The organism is Janthinobacterium sp. 75, from assembly GCF_004365495.1.
GTDB lineage: Bacteria > Pseudomonadota > Gammaproteobacteria > Burkholderiales > Burkholderiaceae_D > Janthinobacterium.
In genome coordinates this window covers 1,405,830-1,430,587 of the sequence record NZ_SORD01000001.1, presented here as the reverse complement: position 1 = coordinate 1,430,587, position 24,758 = coordinate 1,405,830, and the positions used below count along the sequence as shown (strand labels likewise).

At 61.6% G+C, this 24,758-nt stretch carries 25 protein-coding genes; 7 read left to right on the top strand and 18 right to left on the bottom strand.

The annotated features are described in order from the left end of the window. Positions 1-64 precede the first annotated feature (64 nt). From C8C89_RS06550 to leuS, 7 genes are all read right to left on the bottom strand, one after another. Positions 65-1,237, bottom strand: a complete 1,173-nt coding sequence (locus C8C89_RS06550) for a class I SAM-dependent RNA methyltransferase (RefSeq protein WP_101483000.1) — start codon at positions 1,235-1,237, stop codon at positions 65-67. Between the two features lie 124 nt (positions 1,238-1,361). Further along, positions 1,362-1,979, bottom strand: coding sequence for a 2-hydroxychromene-2-carboxylate isomerase (locus C8C89_RS06545; protein ID WP_101483001.1), 618 nt, complete (start codon positions 1,977-1,979; stop codon positions 1,362-1,364). 10 nt (positions 1,980-1,989) lie between these two features. Beyond that, the gene (locus C8C89_RS06540) at positions 1,990-2,427 is read right to left on the bottom strand and encodes a CopD family protein (protein ID WP_101483002.1); all 438 of its coding nucleotides are present in this window, start codon (positions 2,425-2,427) and stop codon (positions 1,990-1,992) included. Positions 2,428-2,496: 69 nt separating this feature from the next. Next, positions 2,497-3,768, bottom strand: a complete 1,272-nt coding sequence (locus C8C89_RS06535) for a glutamate-5-semialdehyde dehydrogenase (protein ID WP_101483003.1) — start codon at positions 3,766-3,768, stop codon at positions 2,497-2,499. Between the two features lie 23 nt (positions 3,769-3,791). After that, the gene (gene holA, locus C8C89_RS06530; RefSeq protein WP_133989174.1) at positions 3,792-4,808 is read right to left on the bottom strand and encodes a DNA polymerase III subunit delta; all 1,017 of its coding nucleotides are present in this window, start codon (positions 4,806-4,808) and stop codon (positions 3,792-3,794) included. A 10-nt stretch (positions 4,809-4,818) separates the two neighbouring features. Beyond that, positions 4,819-5,418: an LPS assembly lipoprotein LptE gene (gene lptE, locus C8C89_RS06525; protein WP_133989173.1), complete on the bottom strand. Its 600-nt coding sequence runs from the start codon at positions 5,416-5,418 to the stop codon at positions 4,819-4,821. A gap of 2 nt (positions 5,419-5,420) precedes the next feature. Beyond that, on the bottom strand, positions 5,421-8,060 hold the full coding sequence (gene leuS / locus C8C89_RS06520) for a leucine--tRNA ligase (protein ID WP_133989172.1): 2,640 nt from the start codon (positions 8,058-8,060) through the stop codon (positions 5,421-5,423). Positions 8,061-8,250: 190 nt separating this feature from the next. On the opposite strand from leuS, the gene C8C89_RS06515 reads away from it, so the two are divergent. Together C8C89_RS06515 and C8C89_RS06510 are read left to right on the top strand one after the other, a co-directional pair. Next, a complete protein-coding gene (locus C8C89_RS06515) occupies positions 8,251-8,994 on the top strand; it encodes a helix-turn-helix domain-containing protein (protein WP_243857920.1) in 744 nt (247 codons plus the stop codon). Positions 8,995-9,085: 91 nt separating this feature from the next. Beyond that, positions 9,086-9,451 (top strand): VOC family protein, encoded by a 366-nt coding sequence (locus tag C8C89_RS06510; RefSeq protein WP_133989171.1) that lies wholly within the window; start codon positions 9,086-9,088, stop codon positions 9,449-9,451. Here C8C89_RS06510 and C8C89_RS06505 read toward each other — a convergent pair. Beyond that, positions 9,448-10,353, bottom strand: coding sequence for a LysR substrate-binding domain-containing protein (locus C8C89_RS06505; protein ID WP_166674683.1), 906 nt, complete (start codon positions 10,351-10,353; stop codon positions 9,448-9,450). The genes C8C89_RS06510 and C8C89_RS06505 overlap by 4 nt on opposite strands. A 159-nt stretch (positions 10,354-10,512) precedes the next feature. Here C8C89_RS06505 and C8C89_RS06500 point away from each other — a divergent pair, with 159 nt between their 5' ends. Then, entirely contained in the window at positions 10,513-11,694 is a 1,182-nt protein-coding gene (locus C8C89_RS06500; protein ID WP_133989170.1) for an acyl-CoA dehydrogenase, read from the top strand. Next, positions 11,694-12,953, top strand: a complete 1,260-nt coding sequence (locus tag C8C89_RS06495) for a CaiB/BaiF CoA-transferase family protein (RefSeq protein ID WP_133989169.1) — start codon at positions 11,694-11,696, stop codon at positions 12,951-12,953. Before C8C89_RS06500 ends, C8C89_RS06495 begins: the two co-directional genes overlap by 1 nt. A gap of 113 nt (positions 12,954-13,066) precedes the next feature. Here C8C89_RS06495 and C8C89_RS06490 read toward each other — a convergent pair whose 3' ends face one another. The 3 genes from C8C89_RS06490 to C8C89_RS06480 are packed head-to-tail and all read right to left on the bottom strand — an operon-like array spanning position 13,067 to position 14,860. Then, positions 13,067-13,393: a barstar family protein gene (locus C8C89_RS06490; protein WP_133989168.1), complete on the bottom strand. Its 327-nt coding sequence runs from the start codon at positions 13,391-13,393 to the stop codon at positions 13,067-13,069. Between the two features lie 8 nt (positions 13,394-13,401). Continuing rightward, the gene (gene dapB, locus C8C89_RS06485; RefSeq protein WP_101483010.1) at positions 13,402-14,211 is read right to left on the bottom strand and encodes a 4-hydroxy-tetrahydrodipicolinate reductase; all 810 of its coding nucleotides are present in this window, start codon (positions 14,209-14,211) and stop codon (positions 13,402-13,404) included. A gap of 19 nt (positions 14,212-14,230) precedes the next feature. Continuing rightward, positions 14,231-14,860 (bottom strand): outer membrane protein assembly factor BamE, encoded by a 630-nt coding sequence (locus C8C89_RS06480; protein ID WP_101484755.1) that lies wholly within the window; start codon positions 14,858-14,860, stop codon positions 14,231-14,233. 195 nt (positions 14,861-15,055) lie between these two features. Here C8C89_RS06480 and fur point away from each other — a divergent pair, with 195 nt between their 5' ends. Continuing rightward, positions 15,056-15,487, top strand: coding sequence for a ferric iron uptake transcriptional regulator (gene fur / locus C8C89_RS06475; RefSeq protein WP_071075246.1), 432 nt, complete (start codon positions 15,056-15,058; stop codon positions 15,485-15,487). Between the two features lie 48 nt (positions 15,488-15,535). Here the strand turns inward: fur and hrcA are convergent, their stop codons facing one another. Further along, the gene (hrcA, locus tag C8C89_RS06470; protein WP_101483011.1) at positions 15,536-16,552 is read right to left on the bottom strand and encodes a heat-inducible transcriptional repressor HrcA; all 1,017 of its coding nucleotides are present in this window, start codon (positions 16,550-16,552) and stop codon (positions 15,536-15,538) included. 137 nt (positions 16,553-16,689) lie between these two features. After that, on the bottom strand, positions 16,690-17,415 hold the full coding sequence (locus tag C8C89_RS06465) for an HAD family hydrolase (protein ID WP_166674682.1): 726 nt from the start codon (positions 17,413-17,415) through the stop codon (positions 16,690-16,692). Between the two features lie 244 nt (positions 17,416-17,659). On the opposite strand from C8C89_RS06465, the gene C8C89_RS06460 reads away from it, so the two are divergent. Continuing rightward, positions 17,660-18,259, top strand: a complete 600-nt coding sequence (locus C8C89_RS06460; protein ID WP_101483013.1) for a hypothetical protein — start codon at positions 17,660-17,662, stop codon at positions 18,257-18,259. A gap of 35 nt (positions 18,260-18,294) precedes the next feature. Further along, positions 18,295-18,885 (top strand): hypothetical protein, encoded by a 591-nt coding sequence (locus C8C89_RS06455; RefSeq protein ID WP_101483014.1) that lies wholly within the window; start codon positions 18,295-18,297, stop codon positions 18,883-18,885. A 187-nt stretch (positions 18,886-19,072) separates the two neighbouring features. Here C8C89_RS06455 and mmsB read toward each other — a convergent pair whose 3' ends face one another. The 5 genes from mmsB to C8C89_RS06430 form a co-directional block, all read right to left on the bottom strand. Then, positions 19,073-19,978, bottom strand: coding sequence for a 3-hydroxyisobutyrate dehydrogenase (gene mmsB, locus C8C89_RS06450; RefSeq protein ID WP_133989167.1), 906 nt, complete (start codon positions 19,976-19,978; stop codon positions 19,073-19,075). A 119-nt stretch (positions 19,979-20,097) separates the two neighbouring features. Next, positions 20,098-21,228, bottom strand: a complete 1,131-nt coding sequence (locus C8C89_RS06445) for an enoyl-CoA hydratase/isomerase family protein (protein ID WP_133989166.1) — start codon at positions 21,226-21,228, stop codon at positions 20,098-20,100. Between the two features lie 4 nt (positions 21,229-21,232). Beyond that, positions 21,233-22,018, bottom strand: a complete 786-nt coding sequence (locus C8C89_RS06440; RefSeq protein ID WP_101483016.1) for an enoyl-CoA hydratase — start codon at positions 22,016-22,018, stop codon at positions 21,233-21,235. Further along, positions 22,015-23,175 carry an acyl-CoA dehydrogenase family protein gene (locus tag C8C89_RS06435; RefSeq protein WP_133989165.1) on the bottom strand — a complete coding sequence of 387 codons (1,161 nt, stop codon included), beginning with the start codon at positions 23,173-23,175 and terminating at the stop codon, positions 22,015-22,017. Before C8C89_RS06435 ends, C8C89_RS06440 begins: the two co-directional genes overlap by 4 nt. A gap of 9 nt (positions 23,176-23,184) precedes the next feature. After that, a complete protein-coding gene (locus C8C89_RS06430) occupies positions 23,185-24,693 on the bottom strand; it encodes a CoA-acylating methylmalonate-semialdehyde dehydrogenase (protein WP_101483018.1) in 1,509 nt (502 codons plus the stop codon). Between the last annotated feature and the right edge of the window lie 65 nt (positions 24,694-24,758).

The window sequence follows — 24,758 nt, the reverse complement described above, 5'->3', positions numbered from 1 at the left end:
AAGTAGCGCGCGGACCGGTTACGGTCCGCGCGCGGGGTTACTGCGGGTGTCTTGCTGTGAACGCTTACTGCTGTGGTTTGGGTTTGGCTTCTTCGCGGCGATTGTATCCCGCCACCATGTCGAAACGGAACAAACGGCATTCCAGCGCGCCGTTGAAGAATGGCGTCTTGCGCGCTTCCTTCAAACGCAACAGCTTGGGCAAGCCCAGGTCGGCCGTGAACAGGAACACGGTCCAGCCGGCGAAGCGCTGCTTCAGGGTCGTGCCCATGGCCGAATAGAAGGAGGTCGACAATTCATCTTCCGGGATGGTGCTGTCGCCGCGCACACCGATACGTTCGCCGTACGGCGGATTGGTCAGCATGATGCCTGGCACATCGCTAGGCGGCTTGACTTCCTGCGCCTCGATCTGTTTCAAGGGCACGTCGAAGCGCACGCCGGCGCAACGCAGATTATGGCGCGTCATAGCCACCATGTCGCCCGAAATGTCGCTGCCGAAAATGGTCGGTTCCGCTGGAAGCGGATTGACCTTGATGGCGTTTTTCATGGCATTCCATGGCGCCGGATCGAAGTCATGGAAGTTCTCAAAGGCGAACTGGCGCGTAGCACCCGGCGGAATGCCTTGCAGCATCTGCGCCGCTTCGGCCAGGATGGTGCCGGAGCCGCACATCGGGTCGAACAGCACCATGCCGGGCTTCCAGCCCGATACGCGCAGCAGGCCGGCGGCCAGGTTTTCGCGCAACGGCGCGTCGCCCGTCTCTTCACGCCAGCCGCGCTTGAACAGGGCTTCGCCCGAAGTGTCGAGGTAGACGGTAAACGTGTGCGCGTCGAGGAAGCCGACGATGCGCATGTCCGGCGTCTTGGTGTTGACTGATGGACGCTCGTTGAACTGGTCGCGGAAGCGGTCGCAGATCGCATCCTTGATTTTCAAGGTGGTAAATTCCAGGCTGCGCAGCGGAGATTTCACCGCCGTGACGTCGACGCGGATGGTGTGGTGCACGCCGAACCAGTCTTCCCAGGATTGCGCCAGGGTCAGGTCATAAATATCGTTTTCCGTCTTGTAGCCGGAATGGGCCATGCGCATCAGCACGCGCGAAGCGATACGCGAATGCAGGTTGATGCGGTAGGAGTCCAACAGGTCGCCCGAGCAGTGTACGCCGCCTGGTACCTGATTATGGACCTTCATGGTCGAACTATCCTGGGCGATCTCGCCCAGTTCCTCGGCCAGCGCCGCTTCCATGCCGCGCGGGCATGGGCAAAAATATGAAGCCATGATTAGGATACCTTTTATCCGTTAAAAACAATTTTACTTAAAAACAAATGAAATCTGGGGTCAGACCCGACGGGTCTGCCCCCGGTACTAACTACTTTACTGCCAGCGCCCGCTCGACAAAATCGAGGCGGTCCTGGCCCCAGTACCCTTCTCCATCGACGATGTACCACGGCGAACCGAAGACGCTGGCGGCGGTGGCCGCTTCCGTATTGGCATCATATTCGGCCTGCACGCTGGCCGTTTCCGACGTCTTCAGCAACTGGCGGCCATCGAAACCGGCGTCAAGCGCGATCTGCACCAGTGTCTCTTCATCGCCGATATTGCGCTCTTCGGCCCACAGGCCGCGCATGATGGCGTGCGCCAGATTCAGCGACGCCTCCACGCCGTGCGCCAGGCGCGTGGCGATGATCAGCTTGGCCGATGCTTCCGGCGACACGGGGAAGAACTTTGGCTGCAAGGTCAGTGGCACTTGCAAAAAGGCCGACCAGCGCGCCAGTTCGGCCAGGCGATACGCCTGGCGCTGCGGCGCGCGCTTGGCCAGCGGCAGGCCGCCCGAAACACTGAAGACCTTGCCCAGGTCAAAGGGGCGCACGTCAATCTGTGCACCCGTCTTCGCGGCGATGGCCATCAGACGCGCGTGCCCCAGGTAGGTCCACGGCGAGTGGGGCGCGAAGAAATACTGCACGACTTTGCTCTGGCTTGCACTCATCTCGATTCCCTTAGAAAGGCTTGACCACGACCAGCACGACGACGGCCAGCAGCATCACCACCGGCACTTCATTAAACCAGCGGAACCAGGTGTGGCTGCGCTTGTTGATACCTTTTTCAAACTTGCGCAGGATGGAACCGCAGGCGTGGTGGTAGCCAAGCAGCAGCACCACGAACGTCAGCTTGGCGTGCATCCAGCCCGGTATCTTCACGCGGCCTTCACCCCCACCGTACAGCATCCACATCAACGCCAGCCCCAGGACCATCGCCGGCAGCGCCAGCAGGGACATGAAGCGGTACAGCTTGCGCGCCATCAGCAGCAGTCGCTCGGTGGCCACCGTTTCCGTCTCCATCGCCAGGTTCACGAAAATACGCGGCAAATAAAACAGGCCGGCAAACCAGGACATGACGAAGATGATGTGAAAGGCTTTGGTCCAGAGAAAGAGCATGGGGTTCCCAGTGTCGAGGTGGAGAAAAATGAGAGCACGGGCCGCCTTGTGGGCAACCCGCGAAAGAGGCTATTTACGGACTTCGCCGTGGCCAAATACCACGTACTTGAGCGATGTAAGTCCTTCCAGTCCCACCGGGCCACGCGCGTGCAGCTTGTCGTTCGAGATACCTATCTCGGCGCCCAGTCCATATTCAAAACCATCGGCAAAACGCGTCGATGCGTTCACCATCACCGAGGCGGAATCGACTTCGCGCAGGAAGCGCAGCGCATCGCTGTAATCTTCCGTAATGATGGACTCGGTGTGCTTCGATGAATACTGGTTGATGTGGTCCATCGCTTCGTCGATGCCGTCGACTACCTTTACCGACAAGATCGCCGCCAGGTATTCGGTGCGCCAGTCTTCTTCGGTGGCGGGCACCAGGTGCGGATAGGAAGCGGCGGCCAGGATCGCATGGCTTTCAGGATCGGCACGCAGTTCCACCTGCTTGGTCAGGTACAGTTCGGCCAGCTGCGGCAGCACGGTAGCGGCAACGGCGCGCGACACCAGCAGGGTTTCCATGGTGTTGCAGGTGCCGTAGCGGTGACACTTCGCATTGAAGCCGATATCGATCGCTTTCCTGATGTCGGCCTTGGCGTCGATATAGACGTGGCAGATGCCATCGAGGTGCTTGATCATCGGCACGGTAGCCTCTTCCATCAGGCGCGCGATCAATCCCTTGCCGCCGCGCGGCACGATGACGTCCACGTATTGCGGCATGGTGATGAGGGCACCGACGGCGGCGCGGTCGGTGGTGTCGATCACTTGCACGGCATCGGCCGGGAGACCTGCTCCCAGCAGGCCCTCTGCCACCAGCTTGGCCAGCGCGCGATTACAATGAATGGCTTCCGAACCACCGCGCAAAATCGTCGCGTTGCCGCTCTTGATGCACAGGCCGGCGGCGTCCACCGTCACGTTCGGGCGCGCTTCATAGATGATGCCGATGACGCCCAGCGGCACGCGCATCTGCCCCACCTGGATGCCTGTCGGGCGGAATTTCATGTTCGAGATCTCGCCGATCGGGTCGGCCAGCGCGACGATTTGCGTCAAGCCTTCGACCATGGTGGCAATGGCGGCGTCGGACAGGGTCAGACGGTCAAGCATGGCCGGCGCCAGGCCGGCGGCTGCAGCCGCATCGAGGTCGCGCTGATTGGCAGCGCGCAGCAGGTCCGCGTCGCGCACGATGGCGGCGGCGATCAGGGTCAAGGCGCGGTTGCGCGTGGCGCTATCGGCACGCGCCATGGCGCGCGAAGCGACGCGCGCGCGCGTACCCACGTCCTGCATATATTCTGTGATATCCATGCTCGTATCCATAGTGTAAGAACCTAACCTCGGGCGATCTTCAGGCCCAGCTGCAGCATGGCATTCCAGGCATCGCCTGCATATCCCTTGGCGCGCAAGCCCTTGATCATCTTGTCAACCTGCGCCGCCTGCTGCAGCGCCGCTTCCAGCACGGGCAGCGAAATGCGCCGCAGGGCCGGTTCCATCATCCGCTCGCGCGGTCCCCAGATGCGGTATTCCTTCAGCAGCGCGCCCAATGGGCGCCCTTGTGCCATCCCGGCCTTCAATTTTAACAGCGTGCGAATTTCCTCGGAGACGGCCCACAAGACCAGCGGCAGCGCCTCACCCTCGCCTTTCAAGCCTTCGAGCATGCGCACCAGGCGCGCCGGATCGCCGGCCAGCATGGCTTCGGACAGCTTGAAGACATCGTAACGGGCCACGTTCAGCACCGCGTCCTGCACTTGCTCATACGTCAGCTTGCCCGCTGCATGCAGCAAGCCCAGTTTCTGGATTTCCTGGTGTGCCGCCAGCAAATTGCCCTCCACCCGTTCGGCGATGAAGTCGATGCTGGCCCGTTCGGCACTTTGTCCCTGCGCGGCCAGGCGCTGGGATATCCACGCAGGCAACTGTGCCCGCTCCACATTCGGAATCTCGATATATACGGCCGCCTGCTGCAGGCTGGCGACCCACGCCGCCTTCTGCGTGGCCCAGTCCAGCTTGGGCAAGGTGATCAGCGTCAGGTTGTCGGGGCTGAGGTTTTTCGCATAGCTTTGCAACGCCGCCCCGCCATCCTTGCCCGGCTTGCCGGTAGGGATGCGCAGTTCGATCAGTTTCTTATCGCCAAACAGCGACAGCTCCTGGTTTGCCGCCAGCAGTTCGCCCCACTTGAAGCTGCGCTCCACCGTCAGCACGTCGCGTTCGGAATACCCCTGCGCGCGCGCTGCGCGGCGGATCTTGTCGGCCGCTTCCAGCGCCAGCAAGTGCTCGTCGCTGGTGATCACATATAGCTGCGCCAGCGGCTTGGCCACATGCCCGTCGAGCGCGTCTATCCGCAATTGCATGGCGTCCCCGTTACTGCTGCGGGGCTGCCGGCGCGACCGGAGTCACGGGCGCCACTGGCGCCACCGACATGGCCGGCAGCACCGGCTTGATGGCGGCCAGGCGGCGCATGATCTGCTGTACCAGGTCGTTGCGCATGTCGCGGTACAGCGCCGCCTCCTCGGTTTCCTTGGCCAGTACCTGCGACTCGTCGAAGGTAATCGGACGCACCAGGCTGATGGTCGTCGGTGCCAGCAACTGGTTGCCGGCCTTATCCAGGACGCGGAAATTGATCGAATAGCCGAGTTGGTACTCTTGTACGCGACCATTTTTGTTCAGCGACAAAATGGTCTTGGTACGATTCCTCTCCGGGTCGGTGAGCACTTCAAGGACAGCGTCGGCGCCATCCTTGGTGTCGACCACCTCCGTGCTGCCAATGGCGCGGATATAGCGCTTCAGGCCGATCGCCAGCGGCGATGTCTCGGGCAAGCCGATGTACATCGTCGCGAACGGCAGCATGAAACTGCCGTTCGAACCGCGCAAATGAAAGCCGCAGGCCGACAGCAGGACGGTCAGGCCCAACGCCAGCACGGCGCGGCGGCCCAACAGCGATACTTGAGAGGAAGTCGTCATGATTACACCACGATGCTGATTAACTTGCCTGGCACGACGATGATCTTCTTCGGCGTGGTCTCGACGTACTTTTGCACACTTTCGCACGCCAGCGCAGCCGCTTCGATGCTGGCCTTGTCAGCATCCTTGGACACCGTGATCGAGCCGCGCAACTTGCCATTCACCTGGATCATCATCTCGATCTCGGACTGCTCCAGCGCTTGCGGGTCGACTTGCGGCCACGGCGCGTTGAGCAGGTCGCCCTGCACGCCGGCGTAACCCAGCTCTTGCCACAGCACGTGGGTGATGTGCGGCGCGACAGGATTGAGCAGGCGCAGGAAGATGGAGAAGCCTTCGGCGATCAGGGCCTTCGACTGCGCGCTATCGTCCAACTTGGCCGATTCCAGCGTATTGAGCATCTTCATGCAGGCCGAGACCACGGTGTTGTACTGGATGCGCTTCAAGTCGTAATCGGCTTGCTGCAGCAGCTTGTGCAATTCGCGGCGCAGGTTTTTCTGCGCGTCGCCGGTGGCCGGTGCGGCGCCGCCAGCCAGTGCGGCTTGAATCGTGGCCGACTGGGCGTAGCCGAAGTTCCACACGCGGCGCAGGAAGCGGTTCGCGCCTTCGACGCCGCTGCCCGACCACTCCAGCGTCTGTTCCGGCGGCGAAGCGAACATGGTAAACAGACGGGCAGTGTCGGCGCCGTACTGCTCGATCTGCGCTTGCGGGTCGATACCGTTGTTCTTCGACTTCGACATTTTTTCCGTGCCGCCGATTTCCACCGGCTGGCCATCGGCCACCAGGATGGCGCTTTGCGGACGGCCCTTGTCATCGAGCGACAGGCGCACGTCATCCGGGTTGAACCAGGTGGTCTTGCCCACGGCATCCTTGCGGAAGTACGTTTCGTTGAGCACCATGCCTTGCGTCAGCAGATTGACGAACGGCTCGTCGAACTTGACCAGGCCGAAGTCCCGCATGATCTTGGTCCAGAAACGAGCGTACAGCAAGTGCATGACGGCGTGTTCGATGCCGCCGATGTACTGGTCCATCGGCATCCAGTAATCATTGCGCGCGTCGACCATGGCGTCGTTCGAGCCTGGCGAGGTATAGCGCATGTAATACCACGACGAATCGACGAAGGTATCCATGGTGTCCGTCTCGCGGCGCGCCGGCTTGCCGCACTGCGGGCAGTCGCACTGCAGGAAGGCTTCATATTTGTTCAACGGATTGCCCGTGCCATCGGGCACGCAGTCTTCCGGCAGCACCACCGGCAGATCTTTCTCCGGCACCGGCACCACGCCGCAATCGGCGCAATGGATCATCGGGATCGGCGTGCCCCAGTAGCGCTGGCGCGAAATACCCCAGTCGCGCAGGCGGAACGTGGTTTTCTTTTCGCCCAGACCCAGCTCCGCCAGGTCGGCAGCCACCGCATCGACGGCGGAAGCGAAATGCAGGCCGTCATATTTGCCGGAGGCGATGCAGACGCCATCCTTGCTGCCATACGATTCCTGCCAGGCGTCCGTCGAAAACTCCTGGCCCTTGACTTCGATCACTTGCTTGATCGGCAGATTGTATTTCTTGGCAAAGCCGAAATCGCGTTCGTCGTGTGCCGGCACGCCCATCACGGCGCCATCGCCGTAGGTGATCAGGACGTAGTTGCCGACCCACACTTCCACTTGCGCGCCCGTCAACGGATGCGTAACGAACAGGCCGGTCGGCATGCCCTTCTTCTCCATCGTCGCCATGTCCGCTTCGATCACGGAACCGAGTTTGCATTCGGCGTTGAAGGCGGCCAGCGCTGGATTGGTTTGCGCGGCGTGGATGGCCAGCGGGTGCTCGGCGGCCACGGCGCAGAAGGTCACGCCCATGACGGTGTCCGGACGGGTGGTAAACACATACAGCTTGCCGTCGCCGATCAGGGCGCCATTCGCGTCCTTGATTTCATGCGGGAAGGCAAAGCGCACGCCCGTCGACTTGCCGATCCAGTTGGTCTGCATGATGCGCACGCGCTCGGGCCAGCCCGGCAGCTTGTCGTCCACATAGGCCAGCAACTCCTCCGCGTAATCGGTGATGCGCGCGTAGTACATGGGGATTTCGCGCTTTTCGATCAGCGCGCCGGAACGCCAGCCACGGCCATCGACCACTTGTTCGTTGGCCAGCACGGTCTGGTCGATCGGGTCCCAGTTCACGGTACCGGTCTTCTTGTAGATGATGCCTTTTTCCAGCATCTTCAGGAACATCCACTGGTTCCACTTGTAGTATTCGGGCTTGCAGGCGGTCATTTCGCGCGACCAGTCAATGGCCAGGCCCATCGATTCCATCTGCTGCTTCATGTGAGCGATATTCGAGTACGTCCATTGCGCGGGCGGCACGTTGTTGGCCATGGCCGCATTTTCCGCCGGCATGCCGAACGCGTCCCAGCCCATCGGCATGAGCACGTTGTAGCCGTTCATGCGCAGATAGCGGTACATCACGTCATTGATCGTATAGTTGCGCACGTGACCCATGTGCAGCTTGCCCGAAGGGTAAGGCAGCATCGAGCAGGCAAAATACTTGCCTTTTGGGAAACGCGGGTCGTGTTCGACGGCTTTATAGGCGTCGATCGCCTTCCAGTGCGATTGGGCGGCTTGTTCGACGTCGGCGGGACTATATTTATCTTGCATGATGTGCGGCCAATAGTGGATATGAACCGAGCATTATACTGGTTGTCGCCGCCTGATAGCGCGGCACGCTGGCGGCCCGGGCCGGCAAATTTTGGCAGGCGCACGATTACGCTATGTCATATGCAAAAATATATATGCAACAATCTTATTCTTTACTTCAAGTCTTGCCATGATCGTCTACCAGGAATACATGCCCATTCCCGCCCTGCGGCCCTGGCTGGACTGTGTCTGGACGTGCCGCGTGCAGACGGACGCGACGCCCCTGACACACCAGGTCCTGCCCGACAATTGCATCGACATCCTGTGCCAGGACCAGCAGGATGCCAGCTTTGCCGTGGGCATGATGACGGCGCCGATTGCCGTTGTCAGCCACGGTCTCGTGCAGACGGTGGCGGCCCGCTTCAAGCCGGGCGCGGCGGCACGCTTCTTCCAGCTGCCCTTGTGCGAACTGAGCGATGGCCGCACGGGGCTGCAGCAGTTGTGGGGCCGCGAGCTGGCAGCGCGCCTGGCTGACGCGCTGTGGAGCGAGCCCTTGTCCAACGCGCAAAGAGTTTCTGTTTTACAAGATTATCTGCTGCTGCGCCTGCGCACAGCGCCGCCACGGCGCCAGGCCACTGCAGCCGGGCATGCCATCGCGGCCATCGAAGCGGCATCCGGCCAGGTACGCGTGGAGGGACTGGCCGCACAGTTGGGCGTGTCGCGCCAGCACCTGGCGCTGCAATTTCGCCAGCACGTCGGCATCAGCCCGAAATTGTTTGCCCGTATCTGCCGTTTTCGCGCCGCCAGCAAGGGGCTGACACACCTGGCGGGGCAGCCAGACTGGGCGCAAGTGGCCTTGCAATTCGGTTATTTCGACCAGTCGCACCTGATCCACGATTTCCAGGATTTCGCCCACACTTCGCCCGAAGCCTGGCTGACGGCCCGACGCGCGTGAGCAGCTTCCATTTTTCCAATCGCGCGGCGCGCGCCGGTGGCATGATGACGCCAGGTATTTCGCCGACTATGTCAACCAACAGGAGCAGAACATGATCAAGGGCTTGCGCACCGTCACCTATCCCGTCCCCGACCTGGACAAGGCCAAGGCCTGGTACAGCCAGGTATTTGGCACCACGCCGTATTTCGACCAGCCTTTTTATGTGGGTTTTGCCATCGGCGGCTTCGAGCTTGGGCTGCTGCCAGGCGGCGAGCCAGGCCCGCAAGGCAGCGTGACCTACTGGGGCGTGGACGGCATCGAGCAAGAAGTCGAGCGCATTATCAAGCTGGGCGGCACCCTGCACCATCCGATCACGGACGTGGGCGATGGCATCCGCACGGTGGAATTGCTCGACCCGTTTGGCAACCAGATTGGCCTCATCGACAATCCCCATTTCGACACTGGCAAAGTCGCTTAAGCCGCTTCGCCCTGCAGCCATGCGCGGAATTGCTGCAAGGCCGTCTTTTCATGCGCCGTTTCGGGCGTGATCAGGTAATACGCCCGCTGGCCGCGTAGTGGGCGCTCGCATACGATGCGCAGTTCGCCACGCGCCAGTTCCGCTTCGACCAGCATGCGCGGCAGCAGGACTGCACCTTGCCCTTGCACGGCCGCCATGGCCAGCATGGAAAACAGTTCGTAGCGGGCGCCATAGTGCACCCCATCGCGCCCCTCTCCCTCGACCTGCATGGCGTCAAACCACTGGCGCCAGGCGCCCGGACGCGTACTTTGTTGCAACAAGGTCAGTTCCAGCAAGTCCTGCGGCTGCCAATGGCTGCGCGCCGCCAGCAGACGGGGACTGGCGACGGGCACGATTTCTTCATGCATGAGCAAGGTGGCGCGCGTGCCAGGCCAGCGTGCCAGCTGCTCTGGCGTGCCCGCGTACAGGGCGCCGTCGTATTCCGTATCGGCAAACATGAACGGTTTCGTATAGGCATCGATATGCACGACGATGTCGGGATGCTGTCCCGCCAGCGAGGACAGCCGTGGCATCAGCCAGCGTGTGGCAAAGGTGGGCACGGAAGCGAGCTGCAAGGCGCCGCCACCGCCCTGGCGCGCCATGGTATCGAGCGTGTCGCGCTCCAGACCATCGAGGCGCGCCGCGATCTGGCGCGCATACGCGGCGCCGGCGCTGGTCAGCAGTACGCCATGGCGCGTGCGCTGGAACAGTTGCACACCGAGAAAACTTTCCAAGGAAGATATCTGCCGCGACACGGCGCTTTGCGTCAGCGACAGTTCGCGTGCCGCGTGCGTGTAGCTCTGGTGGCGGGCAGCGGCCTCGAAACAATGTAAAGCTTGCAGCATCGGAATTTTGCGTGACATGGGGCTTCCCGGCCGGTGAAAGATACCAGTATGCCGCAAGATATGCATAACAAGCATATCTGGGTGCAAAAAAATCGTTTGCGCAAGGCTAGGCAAGAACCTACCATGAGCCATATTCAATCTTGCGCCGATCACCGGCGCTCACCTGCGAGGCCTGTGATGAGCAAAACCGTATTCGACTGGAATTCCCCCCTGCTGCTGGAAGAACAACTGACGGGCGACGAACGCGCCGTGCTGGAAGCGGCCCGCGACTATTGCCAGGGCAGCCTGGTGCCGCGCGTGCTCGAATCGTTCCGCCATGGCCGCACGGATGCCGCCATCTTCCGCGAAATGGGCGAACTGGGCTTGCTGGGCACGACGATACCCGAAGAATACGGCGGCGCCGGCCTGAACTACGTCTGCTACGGCCTGGCCGCGCGCGAAGTCGAGCGCGTCGATTCGGGCTACCGCTCGATGATGAGCGTGCAATCGTCGCTGGTGATGGTGCCAATCAATGCCTTCGGCAACGAAGAAACGAAACAGAAATACCTGCCGAAACTGGCAACGGGCGAATTCATCGGCTGCTTCGGCTTGACAGAACCGAACCACGGCTCCGATCCTGGCAGCATGGTCACGCGCGCGCGCAAGGTGCCGGGCGGCTACAGCCTGTCCGGCGCCAAGATGTGGATCACCAACAGCCCCATCGCCGATGTGTTCGTAGTCTGGGCCAAGGACGATGAAGGCGCGATCCGCGGTTTCGTGCTGGAAAAAGGCTGGAAAGGCCTGTCGGCGCCGGAAATCCATGGCAAGGTCGGCTTGCGCACCAGCATCACCGGTGAAATCGTCATGGATGAAGTATTTTGCCCGGAAGAAAATGCCTTCCCCGACGTGCGCGGCTTGAAAGGCCCGTTCACATGCCTGAACAGCGCCCGCTACGGCATCGCCTGGGGCGCACTGGGCGCGGCCGAAGACTGCTACCTGAAAGCGCGCCAATACACGATGGACCGCCAGCAATTCGGCCGCCCTCTTGCTGCGAATCAATTGGTGCAAAAGAAACTGGCGGACATGCTGACGGAAATCACCATGGGCTTGCAGGGCTGCTTGCGCCTGGGCCGCATGAAGGATGAGGGTTCGGCCGCAGTGGAAATCACGTCTATCATGAAACGCAACAGCTGCGGCAAGGCGCTCGATATTGCCCGCGTGGCGCGCGACATGATGGGCGGCAACGGTATTTCCGACGAGTTCGGCGTGATCCGCCACCTGGTCAACCTGGAAGTGGTCAACACCTATGAAGGCACGCACGATGTGCATGCGCTGATCATCGGCCGCGCCATCACCGGCATCGCCGCCTTCAGCAACTGATGGACGCCTTGGCTTCCACCCTCGCCTCCACCTTGCGGCCCGCGCCGCTGACCGGTTTGCGCGTGCTGGACCTGTCGCGCGTGCTGGCCGGCCCGTGGGCCGGGCAATTGCTGGCAGACCTGGGCGCCGACGTGGTCAAGGTTGAACAGCCGGGCCGCGGCGACGACACGCGCTCGTGGGGACCGCCCTATTTGAAAGATGAAGACGGACGCGATACGGCCGAGGCCGCCTACTTCCAGTGCGCCAACCGTAACAAGCGCTCGCTGTGCATCGACCTGGCCGCCCCTGAAGGCCAGGCGCTGGTGCGCCAGTTGGCGCAAGAGGCGGACGTGCTGCTGGAAAATTTCAAATTGGGTGGCTTGAAACAATATGGTCTCGATGCGAGCAGCTTGCTGGCTCTCAATCCGCGCCTGGTCTACTGCTCCATCACGGGCTTCGGCCAGGATGGACCATACGCAGCGCGCGCCGGCTATGACTTCCTGATCCAGGGTATGGGCGGCCTGATGAGCATCACGGGCGTGCCCGATGGCCAGCCTGGCGCCGGGCCGCAAAAAGTGGGCGTGGCGCAAACGGACATCATGACAGGCCTGTACGCCACCATCGCCGTGCAAGCGGCGCTGGCCGAACGCGAACGCTCGGGGCTGGGCCAGCATATCGACCTGGCCTTGCTGGACGTGCAAGTGGCGGCGCTGGGCAACCAGGCAGCCAATTACCTGTGCGGCGGCAAGGTACCCCAGCGCATGGGCAATGCGCATCCGAACATTGTTCCATATCAAGACTTTCCCACGGCCGATGGCGACATGATTTTGGCGATCGGCAACGACGGACAGTTTTCCCGCTTCTGCACCGTCGCCGGCCACCCGGAATGGGCGCAGGACGAGCGTTTCATGACCAATCCGCAGCGCGTGGCGCACCGGGCGGTCTTGATCCCCTTGATGCGCCAGACCACCGTGATGCGCACGACGGCCGAGTGGATCAGCGCCTTCGAGGCGCAAGCCGTGCCGTGCGGTCCCGTCAACCGCATCGACCAGGTCTTTGCCGACCCGCAAGTGCTTGCGCGTGGCTTGAAAGTGGAGATGCCGCATCCGACGGCGGGCACGGTGGCGCTGGTGGCCAACCCCGTGCGCCTGTCCGCCTCCCCGGTGCAGTACCGTTTGCCGCCGCCGTTGCTGGGGCAGCATACGCAGGAGGTATTGCAACAGTGGCTGGGATTGGAGAGTGCGGAGATTGACGGCTTGCGCGAGCGCAAGGTGGTGTAAATGTTGGTCGTCTGGACGTAGGTCGGATTAGCGCTTGCGCGCAATCCGACTTGCACAGCCAACAATGTTGTCGAATTACGGCCCGCAGGGCCTAATCCGACCTACGATTCTATTCACTTGAGTACCAGTTTCAGCGCCGGCTTCTCGCCATAGTCTTCATAGCGCTCGTTGATGCCGGCGATGCAAAACGTGATTTCTTCCAGCAAGTCCGGCGCCTGCGCCTTCATTGCCTCCGCGTCTTGCACGACAATTTCCAGCACCTCGTTTGGCTTCAGGCGGAACTGCGTCATGTTTTCGTCGTCGCGCAGATAGCTGAGGCAATCGACCCAGGCATCCATGCTGTTGCCGTAGAACGCGGGGAAACCGAACGCTGGCACGCATTGCGCGTGAAAGCTCGCTTCGTCGGAGATGTCTTTTCCATTCAGGATGGCAGTGGCCATGGTCTTCCTCAGTTCTTCAGCGACAGCACATCCTGCATGTCGAACAGGCCGGTCGGCTTGTCGGCCAGGAAACGCGCGGCGCGCAGGGCGCCGTGGGCGTAGGTGACGCGACTGCTCGACTTGTGGCTGATCTCGATGCGCTCGCCGATGCCGGCAAACAGCACCGTATGGTCACCCACGATATCGCCGCCGCGGATGGTGGCAAAACCGATGGTCGACGGGTCGCGTTCGCCCGTCACGCCTTCGCGGCCGTACACGGCGCATTCCTTCAAGTCGCGTCCCAGGGCGCCGGCCACTACCTCACCCATTTGCAGGGCCGTGCCCGAAGGCGCATCGACCTTGAAGCGGTGATGTGCTTCGATGATTTCAATGTCGTAGCCTTCGGACAGGCTTTTCGCCGCCAGTTCCAGCAACTTCATGGTGACATTCACGCCCACGCTCATGTTTGGCGCGAACATGATGGCCGTCTTTTCGGCAGCGGCGGCAATCGCCGCCTTGCCCGCATCATCAAAACCGGTAGTGCCGATGATCATCTTGATGCCGTGCTCGGCGCAATACGCCAGATGCTGCAAAGTGCCTTCGGGACGCGTAAAGTCGATCAGGTAATCGGCGCCGGCCAGGCCGGCGTCCAGGCTTGACTCGATCAGCACGCCGGCAGGCTTGCCCAGGAAGGCGGCGGCATCCTGGCCCACGGACGGCGAGCCAACGCGGTCGAGCGCGCCAGCGAGCACAGCATCGGGCGCATTGCTGACGGCCTCGATCAGGATATGGCCCATGCGGCCACTGGCGCCAGCGATGGCGATTTTCAGTTCAGTCATTTTATTCTCTTACAGCAACTTATTTGGTGGGTTCGGCAGCAGGTGCAGGCTCGGCGGCAGGCGCCGTTGCAGGTGCAACGTCAGGTTTGCTCACCGGAATGGCAGGAGCGGCATCGGCCGGCACCGGCACGGCGCTCGGCGCCACGGGCGATGGGACCGCGGCGGCAGGCACGTCGGCCTTGGCGACCTTGGCGAACGGCGACGGACCGGCGATACGGTTGATGTATTCTTTCTCGGTCGGCAGATTGCCGCCTTCGAAACGTGCAACCTTGCCTTCTTTATCAAAGAACACGACCACGCGGCTGCTGGTGGTTTCGCCACTGCCCCGTGCCAGTCGGAATGGATAATCCCAACGGTCAGCATGGAAAATATCGGTCAGCAGGGAGGTGCCGAGGACGAAACGCACTTGTTCGCGCGTCATGCCCACTTTCAACTGGGCCAGCATCTCTTCGGAGACAAAGTTGCCTTGTTGAATGTCAGGACGATACGGCGAGAAAAACCACATGAATTTCTGTAGCGGCGTAATGGTGGTCGTTTGTGCGCCCTGTTCGGGGACCACTTCCTTGCCTTCTTTTTGGCTGGCTGCCGGCTTTTCGCCAAGGATGCCGCGGCTGGCGCAGCCGGACATGGCGAGCGCGACACAGACCATGCCTGCCATGACTGGTGCTCGAAATGAAATACGGTGCCAGAGAGATGGCAATACAGCCGGTGTTACGCGCATAAATGACCTCAATTGGATGAACAAAACGCCAGGAGTGACCGGCCTGCCAAAAAATGCATATTTTGGCACTCCCCGACAAAACGCTATATGATAAAGCACCTGACCCACATACGAGCAACAAACATGAGTAACAATCCTAGTGATCTCAAGGCAAGCGGCCTGAAAGCCACCCTGCCACGCCTGAAGATACTCGATATCTTCCAGAGTAGCCCGGTACGCCACCTGACAGCAGAAGACGTCTATAAAATTCTGCTGGCCGACAATATGGATGTCGGCTTGGCAACTGTCTACCGTGTCCTGACGCAGTTTGAACAGGCAGGCTTGCTCAACCGCAACCATTTTGAAACAGGCAAGGCAATTTTCGAACTCAACGAAGGTTCCCACCACGACCACCTGGTGTGCCTCGACTGTGGCCGGGTCGAAGAATTCTTCGACGAAGACATCGAAATCCGCCAGCAAAAAGTGGCTGAAGAGCGCGGCTTCAAGATCGCCGAACACGCCTTGGCCATCTACGGCAACTGCATCAAGACGGCTTGCCCGCATAAAACAGCCTGACGCTTGCCGGCCGCTCCCACGGGGCGGCTGGCGCAGCATTGAGCTGCATCAATGATGACTGAGCGCGCTCGACAGTAATTTAGCCGTAATATCGACGATAGGAATGACGCGCTCATACGCCATGCGCGTCGGTCCTATCACCCCCAAGGTTCCCACGATCTTGCCGTTGACTTCATACGGCGCCGTCACCACGCTCATCTCATCCATCGGCACCAGGTTCGATTCGCCGCCGATGAAAATCTGCACGCCCGTCGCCTTGCTCGACACGTCGAGCAACTGCATCAAGCCCGTTTTTTGCTCGAACATGTCGAACATCTGGCGCAGCGAATGCATATTCGATGACAGATCGCTCACGCTGAGCAAGTTGCGCTCGCCGGAAATCACCATGTCGTCGCTATGGTCGGCCATCGCTTCGCTGCCCGCTTCCACGGCCGCCTGCATCAGGCTGCCCATATCGTCGCGCAGCTGGCGCAATTCGCCCTGCAGGCGCACGCGCACGGCGTCGAATGACAGGCCGCCATAATTCTGGTTGATGTAATTGGCCGATTGGATCAATTGCGCCGGCGTGTAGTCGGCCTCCGTCAGCAGCAAGCGGTTCTGCACGTCACCGCCCGGGGCAACGATGACGAGCAGGATGCGCTTTTCGGACAGGCGCAGGAATTCAATTTGCTGGAACACGGATTCCCGGCGCGGACTGAGCACGACGCCGGCAAACTGCGACAGCGACGACAGCATTTGCGCCGCGTTGGCGATGGTTTTCTGCGGCTGCGGCGTCTGCAGGCGCATGCGCGACTCCACCAGGTGCTCGTCCAGATGCCGGACAGTCAGCAAGGTGTCGACAAAGATGCGGTAGCCGCGTGGCGTGGGTATGCGTCCAGCCGAGGTATGGGGGCTGGACACATAACCGAGCTCTTCCAGATCGGCCATGATGTTGCGGATCGTGGCCGGCGACAAATCCAGGCCGGAAATTTTCGACAAGGCGCGCGAACCGACCGGCAGGCCGTCGGCGATATAGCGCTCGACCAGGGCTTTCAGCAGTGTTTGGGCACGTGTATCGAGTTGCATGGTGTAATTAGTTGGACAAATTTTCTATTAAATAAGTAGCAAGACAAGTAGCAGTATAAATAGCAAAAACAGCGGCCAGACGCGCATCCCCGGCGCCTGACAGCTCCTATTATGCACGTTCGCCCGTCCGGCGGCGATCAATCTTCCAGTTGCCCCTGCAGCCACAGCAGCAACTCGTCAAAGTTGGCGCAGATGGCGTCGGGCTGCACGCCGGCGGCCAGGTGGGCGTCGCTGCCCTTGCGGTTCATCCAGACGGCACGCATGCCCGCCCCTTGCGCTCCCGTCACGTCGAAATACAGGTCATCCCCCACATACACGGCTTCGTGCGGGGCCACCTGCAGCGCGGCGCACGCAGCCAGGAAGATGCTGGCATCGGGCTTTGCCACGCCAAAGTCGCTGGCGGCGATGGATACCTTGAAATGCTGCGCCAGGCCGATAATGTCAAGGTCCGCATTGCCATTCGAGATGGAGCCGACCAGCATGCGCTGGCGCATCCAGGCCAGGCCAGGCAAGACGTCGTCATACGGCTGGACGCGGTTGCGCGCGGCCAGGAAGTGCACGATGGCCTGCTCGACCAGGGCGGCATCCTCGCCAGCGGTCTCGAAAGCGGCCAGCAGGCCGGCGCGCCGCAACTCGATCAGGTTGCCATGGAAATGCGGTTGCTCCTTGAGCATGGCCAGACGGTGCTGGCGCAGCACCTCGATGGAAAACTGCTGCGCCACCCTGGGCGCATGCGTGGCCAGCCAGTCGTGCAGCAGGGTTTCGGCGGCGGCAATCACGGGCGCGATGGGCCACAAGGTATCGTCGAGATCGAACAGGATGGCCTTGGGCGGCACGGCGGGTTTTACTGGGGTAAGGGACATGGGACTCACAGTGGATGCCGCGCCACGATGCGCAGGCTGCATCTATTGTCGCACCGATCGGCGCCGCCGACATGGCGGTGCCACCGTAAAATGGGGCCGGGCCGGCGCTTCCCGGCGAAAAATTGTTACAGGGTGATACAAGGCAAGATCATTCGGCTTGCCAGATAGACTAAAATAGGCGCCATTCCAATGCGGCGCCAGCGTCCGCGTTGCGCTACCCAACCTAATTCGTTTTGGAGAATGTATGAAAAATTTGTACCTGCGCTCGATGCTGGCGGCGGCTTGCGCCGTCACACTGGCAGCCTGCGGCGGCAGCGGCGGCAACCTGTATCTGCAAGGCGCAGTCACCGGCCTGGCCAAAGATGGACTGATTCTGCTGAATGATGGCGAAAAATTACCTATTTCTGCGAACCAGCCCAGCTTTGTTTTCACCAAGCTGATCAAGACCGATGACCGCTACGAAATCAGCATCTTGCAGCAGCCTAAGGGCGCCGTTTGCACTGTGAACAACGGCACCGGCAAGGCAACAAGCTATTCCGTGAGTACGGCCTCTGTCAGCTGCATTACCAACACCTACCCGTTGAGCGGTACGATCACGGGCCTGACCGCTGGTGGCTTGCGCCTGGTGATGGGCCCTAACGGCACCAGCCCACTGGCTGGCACCACCTCCTACAAATTCGATTCGGTACCTGACGGCGCCCCATACAGTATTTCCGTACTGACTCAGCCAACGGGCTTGAAGTGCCGCTTCCAGGGCTCCGCCAGTGCCGACGGCAGCGATACGGTCGGCACGATGGGCTCTGCCGCCACGACCGCGGCCACACTTGACTGCACGCCGCAGTAATCCTTGCGATCCGTCACCTATTTTTGGAGAAATACATGAAGTTATCCTGCCTGCGCCCACTCGCCGCGCTGCTGCTGACCCTGGGACTGGCCGCTTGCGGCGGCAAGGCCTCGTATGATGTCAGCGGCACCGTCAGCAACTTGAACAACAATGGTCTGATCCTGACCAACGGCGGGGAGGACCTCCCGGTTGCCGCTGGCCAGACCTCGTTCACCTTTAAAAAGCGTATCGACTATGGCACCGCCTACAACATCGACTTCAAGCATCAACCAGACCATATGACTTGCGGCATCATTGGTGGTACCGGAACGGCTGGCCATTACATCAGCATCAGCGCCGCTGTTTCTTGTTCGCAAAACACGTATAGCGTGGGCGGCACGATTTCCGGCCTGACGGTAGACAGCTTGGTGCTGATTAACGGCAATGTAACGACTACGGTGGCGAAGGATGCCAAGACCTTTGTCATGGCCGGCCCTGTCGCCGATGGCTCTACCTATAACGTCAGCGTCTCCAGCCAGCCGAAGGGCCTGCTGTGCGTCGTACAGCCTGGCACAGGTGCTGGCACCATGGGCAGCGCCAACATCACCACCGTGCAGATCGCTTGCACTCCGGCCGCTGCAAGCTAAGCAAGTCTTCCTGGCAGCCGGACCGCGACTGCCAGGAAGAGATATCATTAAAACTTATAGTTGATATTCCAAAGATAAATTGGAGTTATATGTGGCGATGCAGCATAATGCATCTGTCTCCTCCAACTCTTCCAAGAATTGGATTTAGCCCGCTTTTACCAGCGGGCTTTTTTTTGCCCAAAATTCCTCAGGCCGCAGGCGTTGGCACACCAGGCTGCAGCATCTGCACGATGCTGGAAAAATCCTGCTGCGCATAACCGGATTGCGCATGCATCTGGTACAGCTGGCGCACCAGGCCGCCCAGTGGCGTAGGGGCGTTTGCCGACAAGGCCGACTGCTGCGCCAGGCCCAGGTCTTTCAGCATCAGCGCCGTGCCGAAGCCGCCAGTGTAATTGCGCGAAGCAGGCGAGCCGTCCATGACGCCGGGCCACGGGTTATACACTTCCAGGGTCCAGTTGCGGCCCGAACTCTTGGCCATGATGTCGGACAACACTTTCGGGTCAAGACCATGCGCCACGCCCAGGTTCAGCGCCTCGGCCGTACCGGCCATCAAGATGCCCAGCAGCATGTTGTTGCAAATCTTCGCCACCTGACCCGCCCCCGCTTCACCCGCATGGAAAATATTCTTGCCCATCTTTTCCAGCAGGGGCCGTGCCTGCTGCAAGGCCGCTACGCTACCGCCGACGATAAACGTCAGGGTGCCGGCCGCCGCGCCCGCCGTGCCGCCCGAGACGGGCGCATCGATCATGGCAAAGCCCCGCTCGCTGGCCGCCTGCGCCACTTGCCGCGCCACATCAGCGGCGATGGTGCTGCAATCGATGAACAGGGCACCGGACTTGGCCGAATCGAGTACGCCCCCTGCCGCCAGGTACAGTTCCTGCACGTGCTTGTTGGCTGGCAGCATGGTGATGACGGCGTCGGCCGTCTGCACGGCCGCGCTGGCGGACGCGGCCGCCGTGGCGCCCGCCTCGACCAGGGACGCCACTGCCGCCGGCGCCAGGTCGAACACGGAGACGTGGAAGCCGGCGGCCACCAGGTTGCGGGCCATCGGCGCACCCATGTTGCCCAGGCCGATGAAAGCGATATGTTGCATATATGTCTCCTGTAGCACCTAAAAAAGCCCATGGCGTTGTTGCCTTGCCTAGTCGTACTGGTCGTACTGCCTTCGGCAAGGCGCCTAGCCCTGAGCATTTTTATGCACTACTAAAATGTTTAAATGGATAGGTCGCGCAAAGGATGGTTTTCCCACGGCGCCGCGAAATACTCGTCCAGATACGTGTCGCTGACCTCGGCCAAACTGGCCGGCTGCCATTGCGGCGCATTGTCCTTGGCTATCAGCAAGGCGCGCACGCCTTCGCTGAAGTCTGCGTGGGCGCAGCATTGCACGGCAACAATAAGCTCCAGCTGGAACACTTGCGCCAGGCTCAGGTGCCGCGTGCGTTCGCGCATGGCCCACACCAGGGAGGCCGAACTGGGCGCGCCCTTGGCCAGTGCATGGGCCGCCTTTTGCAGCCAGGCTGATTCACCGTCATAGGCAGCTATGGCTGCCACCACTTCGGGCAAGGTGGGCGCTTGCGTCAGCGCGGCGATGGCGTCGAAGTTGGCGCGCACTTCGGAGGCGGGCAACATGGACGTTGGCGCCGAGAAGCCGCTCAGCAAGCGGCTCAGCTGCTGATGATTGGCCTGAGGGCTCGCTTGCCATTGCCCCAGCGCCAGCGCGTCAAGCACCATGGCGCGCTCTTCCTGGCGCAGGGCATAGTCGCCCAGGCCCGTGAACAGGGCATCGGCTGCGTTCATGGGCGCGCCCGTCAAGCCCAGGAACAGGCCGCTGCGCCCCGGCATGCGGCCCAGGAACCAGCTGCCGCCCACGTCGGGGAACAGGCCAATCGTAATTTCCGGCATGGCGATGCGCGTGCTTTCCGTCACCACGCGGTGGCTGGCGCCGGCCATCAGGCCCAGGCCGCCACCCATGACGATGCCGCCGCCCCACACCAGCAGCGGTTTCACATACGTATGGATGCGGTGGTCGAGCCGATATTCCTCGGCAAAGAAGGCCAGCGCCTGCGGATTCGGCACGACACCCGGTTGCTCGGCCACGGCCGAACGCAGGCTGCGCACGTCGCCACCAGCGCAAAATGCCTTGTCGGTCGACGATTGCAGCACCACGCAGGCGATGGCCGCGTCACTGGCCCAGCGCACCAGGGCGCCATCGATGGCGCGTATCATGTCCAGCGTCAGCGCGTGCAAGGACTTTGGCGCATCGAGGGTGATGACGCCCAGCTTCATGCCGCCGGGACAGTCGCGCTCCTCGATCTTAACGGTATCAAGCAGTATTTCAGCCATTTTTTCAACCATTCTTCCACTCCGCCGGACGTTTTTCCAGGAACGCTTGCACGCCCTCTTTCTGGTCTTGCGTATCGAACAGGCCCAGGAACAGGGTGCGTTCATCGGGCAAGGAATTGACCAGCGGATGGCTGCGCGCGCCCTGGATCAGGGTCTTGCATGCCGTCACGCTGCTGGGGCTCTGGCGCGCCACCTTGGCCGCCAGGGCCAGCGCCGTGGCGGCAGCCTTGCCGGTTGGCACGACTTCCTCGACCAGGCCGATGGCCAGGGCCTTGGCCGCATCGACTCTTTCACCGCACAAAATCATGCGCTTGGCCCAGCCTTCGCCCACCAGCCACGGCAAATGCTGCGTGCCACCCGCGCACGGCAGCAAGCCGACGGACGCTTCCGGCAAGGCCATCTGCGCGTGTTCCTCGGCAATGCGAATGTCGCAAGCGAGCGCGCATTCGAGCCCGCCGCCCATGGCATAGCCATTGATGGCGGCAATGCTGACGCCGCGAAACGCGGACAGCGCCTCGAAAGCCTCGCCAAACGCGGCAGCCATGGCAAAAGCCGTGTCCTTGTTACCATCGGCAAACACTTTCAGGTCGGCGCCGGCCGAGAAGAACTTGGCGCCGCCGCCCGTGATCACCAGCGCATACACGTCCGGGTCGGCATTCAGGTCGGCCACCAGCTGGGTCAGCGCGTTCAGGCTGGCCAAGGTCCACGTGTGGGCAGGCGGGTTGTCGAGGGTCACCAGAGCCGTATGGCCACGGCGCTCAAACAACAAATTGGTATACACTTTGCTCATCGTAAGGTCTCCGTGGCGCCGTCTTTCAGAATCGCTCGCGCGACGATCAGGCGCATGATTTCATTCGTCCCTTCCAGGATCTGGTGCACCCGCGTGTCGCGCACGTGGCGCTCGAGCGGATACTCGCGGATGTAGCCGTAGCCGCCATGCAATTGCAGCGCGTCGTTGGCGACATTAAAACCCACATCCGTGGCGAAACGTTTTGCCATGGCGCAATACGCAGTAGCATCCGGGCTTTCCTGGTCCAGTTTCCAGGCTGCCAGGCGCACCATCTGGCGCGCCGCCACCAGTTCCGTCAGCATATCGGCCAGCTTGAATTGCAGCGCCTGGAATTGCGCCAGCTCGCGGCCGAACTGCGTGCGCTCCTTCATGTACGCCTGCGCGCGCGTGAGGGCAGCCTGCGCCGTGCCCACCGAGCACACGGCGATATTGATGCGCCCGCCATCGATGCCCTTCATGGCAATGGCAAAGCCTTCGCCCTCGGCACCAAGCAAGTTAGCAACCGGCACCTTGACCTGGTCGAAACTGATGATGCGCGTGGGCTGGCTGTTCCAGCCCATCTTTTCTTCTTTCTTGCCGTACACGATGCCGGGCAAATTCGCCGGTACGGCAAAGGCGGAAATGCCCGCCGCGCCCTCGCCGCCCGTGCGCGCCATGACGATCAGCATGTCCGTCTGGCCCGCGCCCGAGATAAACGCTTTCGTGCCGTCGAGGACGTAGAAATCGCCATCCCTGACAGCCTTGGTGCGCAGGGAGGCCGCATCGGAACCCGACTGCGGTTCCGTCAGGCAATAGCTGGCCAATTTCTGGCCGGCGGCAAGGGCAGGCACCCACTCGTCGCACAGCGCTTCCTGCCCCCAGCGCGACAGCATCCAGGTGGCCATGTTGTGGATGGTGATGTAGGCCGTGGTCGACGTGCAACCACCCGCCAGCTCTTCAAACACGATGGCCGCATCCTGGCGGCTCAAACCCAGGCCGCCCCAGCGCTGCGGCGTGTACAGGCCGCAAAAGCCCATCTCGCCCGCCTTGGCAATCGTTTCCACGGGAAAGATCGATTCCGCATCCCAGTGTGCCGCGTGCGGCGCCAGTTCGCCTTCGGCAAACGCGCGCGCCGCCTGCTGGAACTCGCGCTGCTCGTCGCTCAATTCAAAGTCCATGGCAGCTCCTTACTTGAGGCTGATGGTGGTGTTGACCTTGCCCACCGACGCCGCATCCGTGAACCAGCGCTGGGTAATCGTTTGCGTCTGCGTGTAGAACAGCACGACTTGCTTGCCGAACGGACCCAGATCGCCCAGTTTCGAGCCGCGCGAACCCGTAAAGCTGAACAGCGGGACGGGCACGGGAATGGGCACGTTGATGCCAACCTGGCCCACGTCGATTTCTTCCTGGAAATAGCGTGCGGCCGCGCCGCTCTGCGTGAACAGCGCCGTGCCATTGCCGTTCGGGTTCGCGTTCACCAGGGCGATGGCTTCGTCCAGGGTATCGACTTCGACGACGATCAGGACGGGGCCAAAGATTTCCTGGTCATACACGACCATGCCGGGTTTCACGCCGGACAAAATCGTCGGTCCGACGAAGTTGCCGTTCGGATAGCCATCCACCTTCACATCGCGGCCATCGAGGGTCAGCACGGCGCCCTGTTCGATGCCCTTGGCGACCAGGCTGAACACGCGCTCTTTTGCCGCGCACGAAATCACGGGGCCCAGGTCGGGATTATCCTTGCCCGCACCCACCGTCAAGGTCTGCGCCTTGGCGGACAGTTCCGGCAGCCACTCGCGCGCCGCGCCCACCAGCACGGCGACAGAGGCGGCCATGCAGCGCTGGCCGGCCGCGCCGAAACCTGCGCCCAGCAACTGGTTCAGGGTCTGCTCTTTATTTGCGTCCGGCAAGACGACAGCGTGGTTCTTGGCGCCCATCATGCATTGCGCGCGCTTGCCGTTCAGGCTGGCGCGCTGGTACACATGCGTGCCCACCTTGCTCGATCCCACGAACGAAATCGCCTTGATGTCCGGGTGGTCGCACAGAGCGTTGACCACGTCTTCGCCGCCGTGAATCACGTTCAGCACGCCGGCCGGGATACCTGCCTGCAAGGCCAGGCGCACGAGTTTTTCCGTCACCAGCGGATCTTGCTCCGATGGTTTCAGCACGAATGTATTGCCGCAGGCAATCGCCATCGGAAACATCCACAGGGGGATCATGGCGGGGAAATTGAATGGGGTGATACCGGCGCACACGCCCAGCGGCTGCATCACGCTGTAGGTATCGACGCCACCGGCCACGTTTTGCGCATATTCGCCCATCTGCAGGGTGCCGATATTGGCAGCGTGCTCGACCACTTCCAGGCCACGGAAGACATCGCCTTCCGCGTCGAGCAGGGTCTTGCCCTGTTCCATGGTCAAGGTCGCCGCCAGGTCGGCCATGTTTTCGCGGATCAGCTGCTGCAATTTCAGGAAAATGCGGGCGCGCGCGCCGATGGGCGTCTTGCGCCAGGTTTTGAAGGCGCGCTGGGCCGAGGCGATGGCGGCGTTGACTTCGTCCGGCGTGGCGAACGGTACTTTGGCCAATACTTCCTGGGTGGCGGGGTTGACGACATCGCGCCAGATGGTGGTTTGGGATTCAACCCACTCGCCGTTGATCAAGAGGGGAACGGTCGGAATTGCGTTTTGCGTGGTCACTCGGTGTCTCCTGGTGTGGGTATATGTCTGTTTACATTATTCGCACAATCGCCGCCGCGAACAAG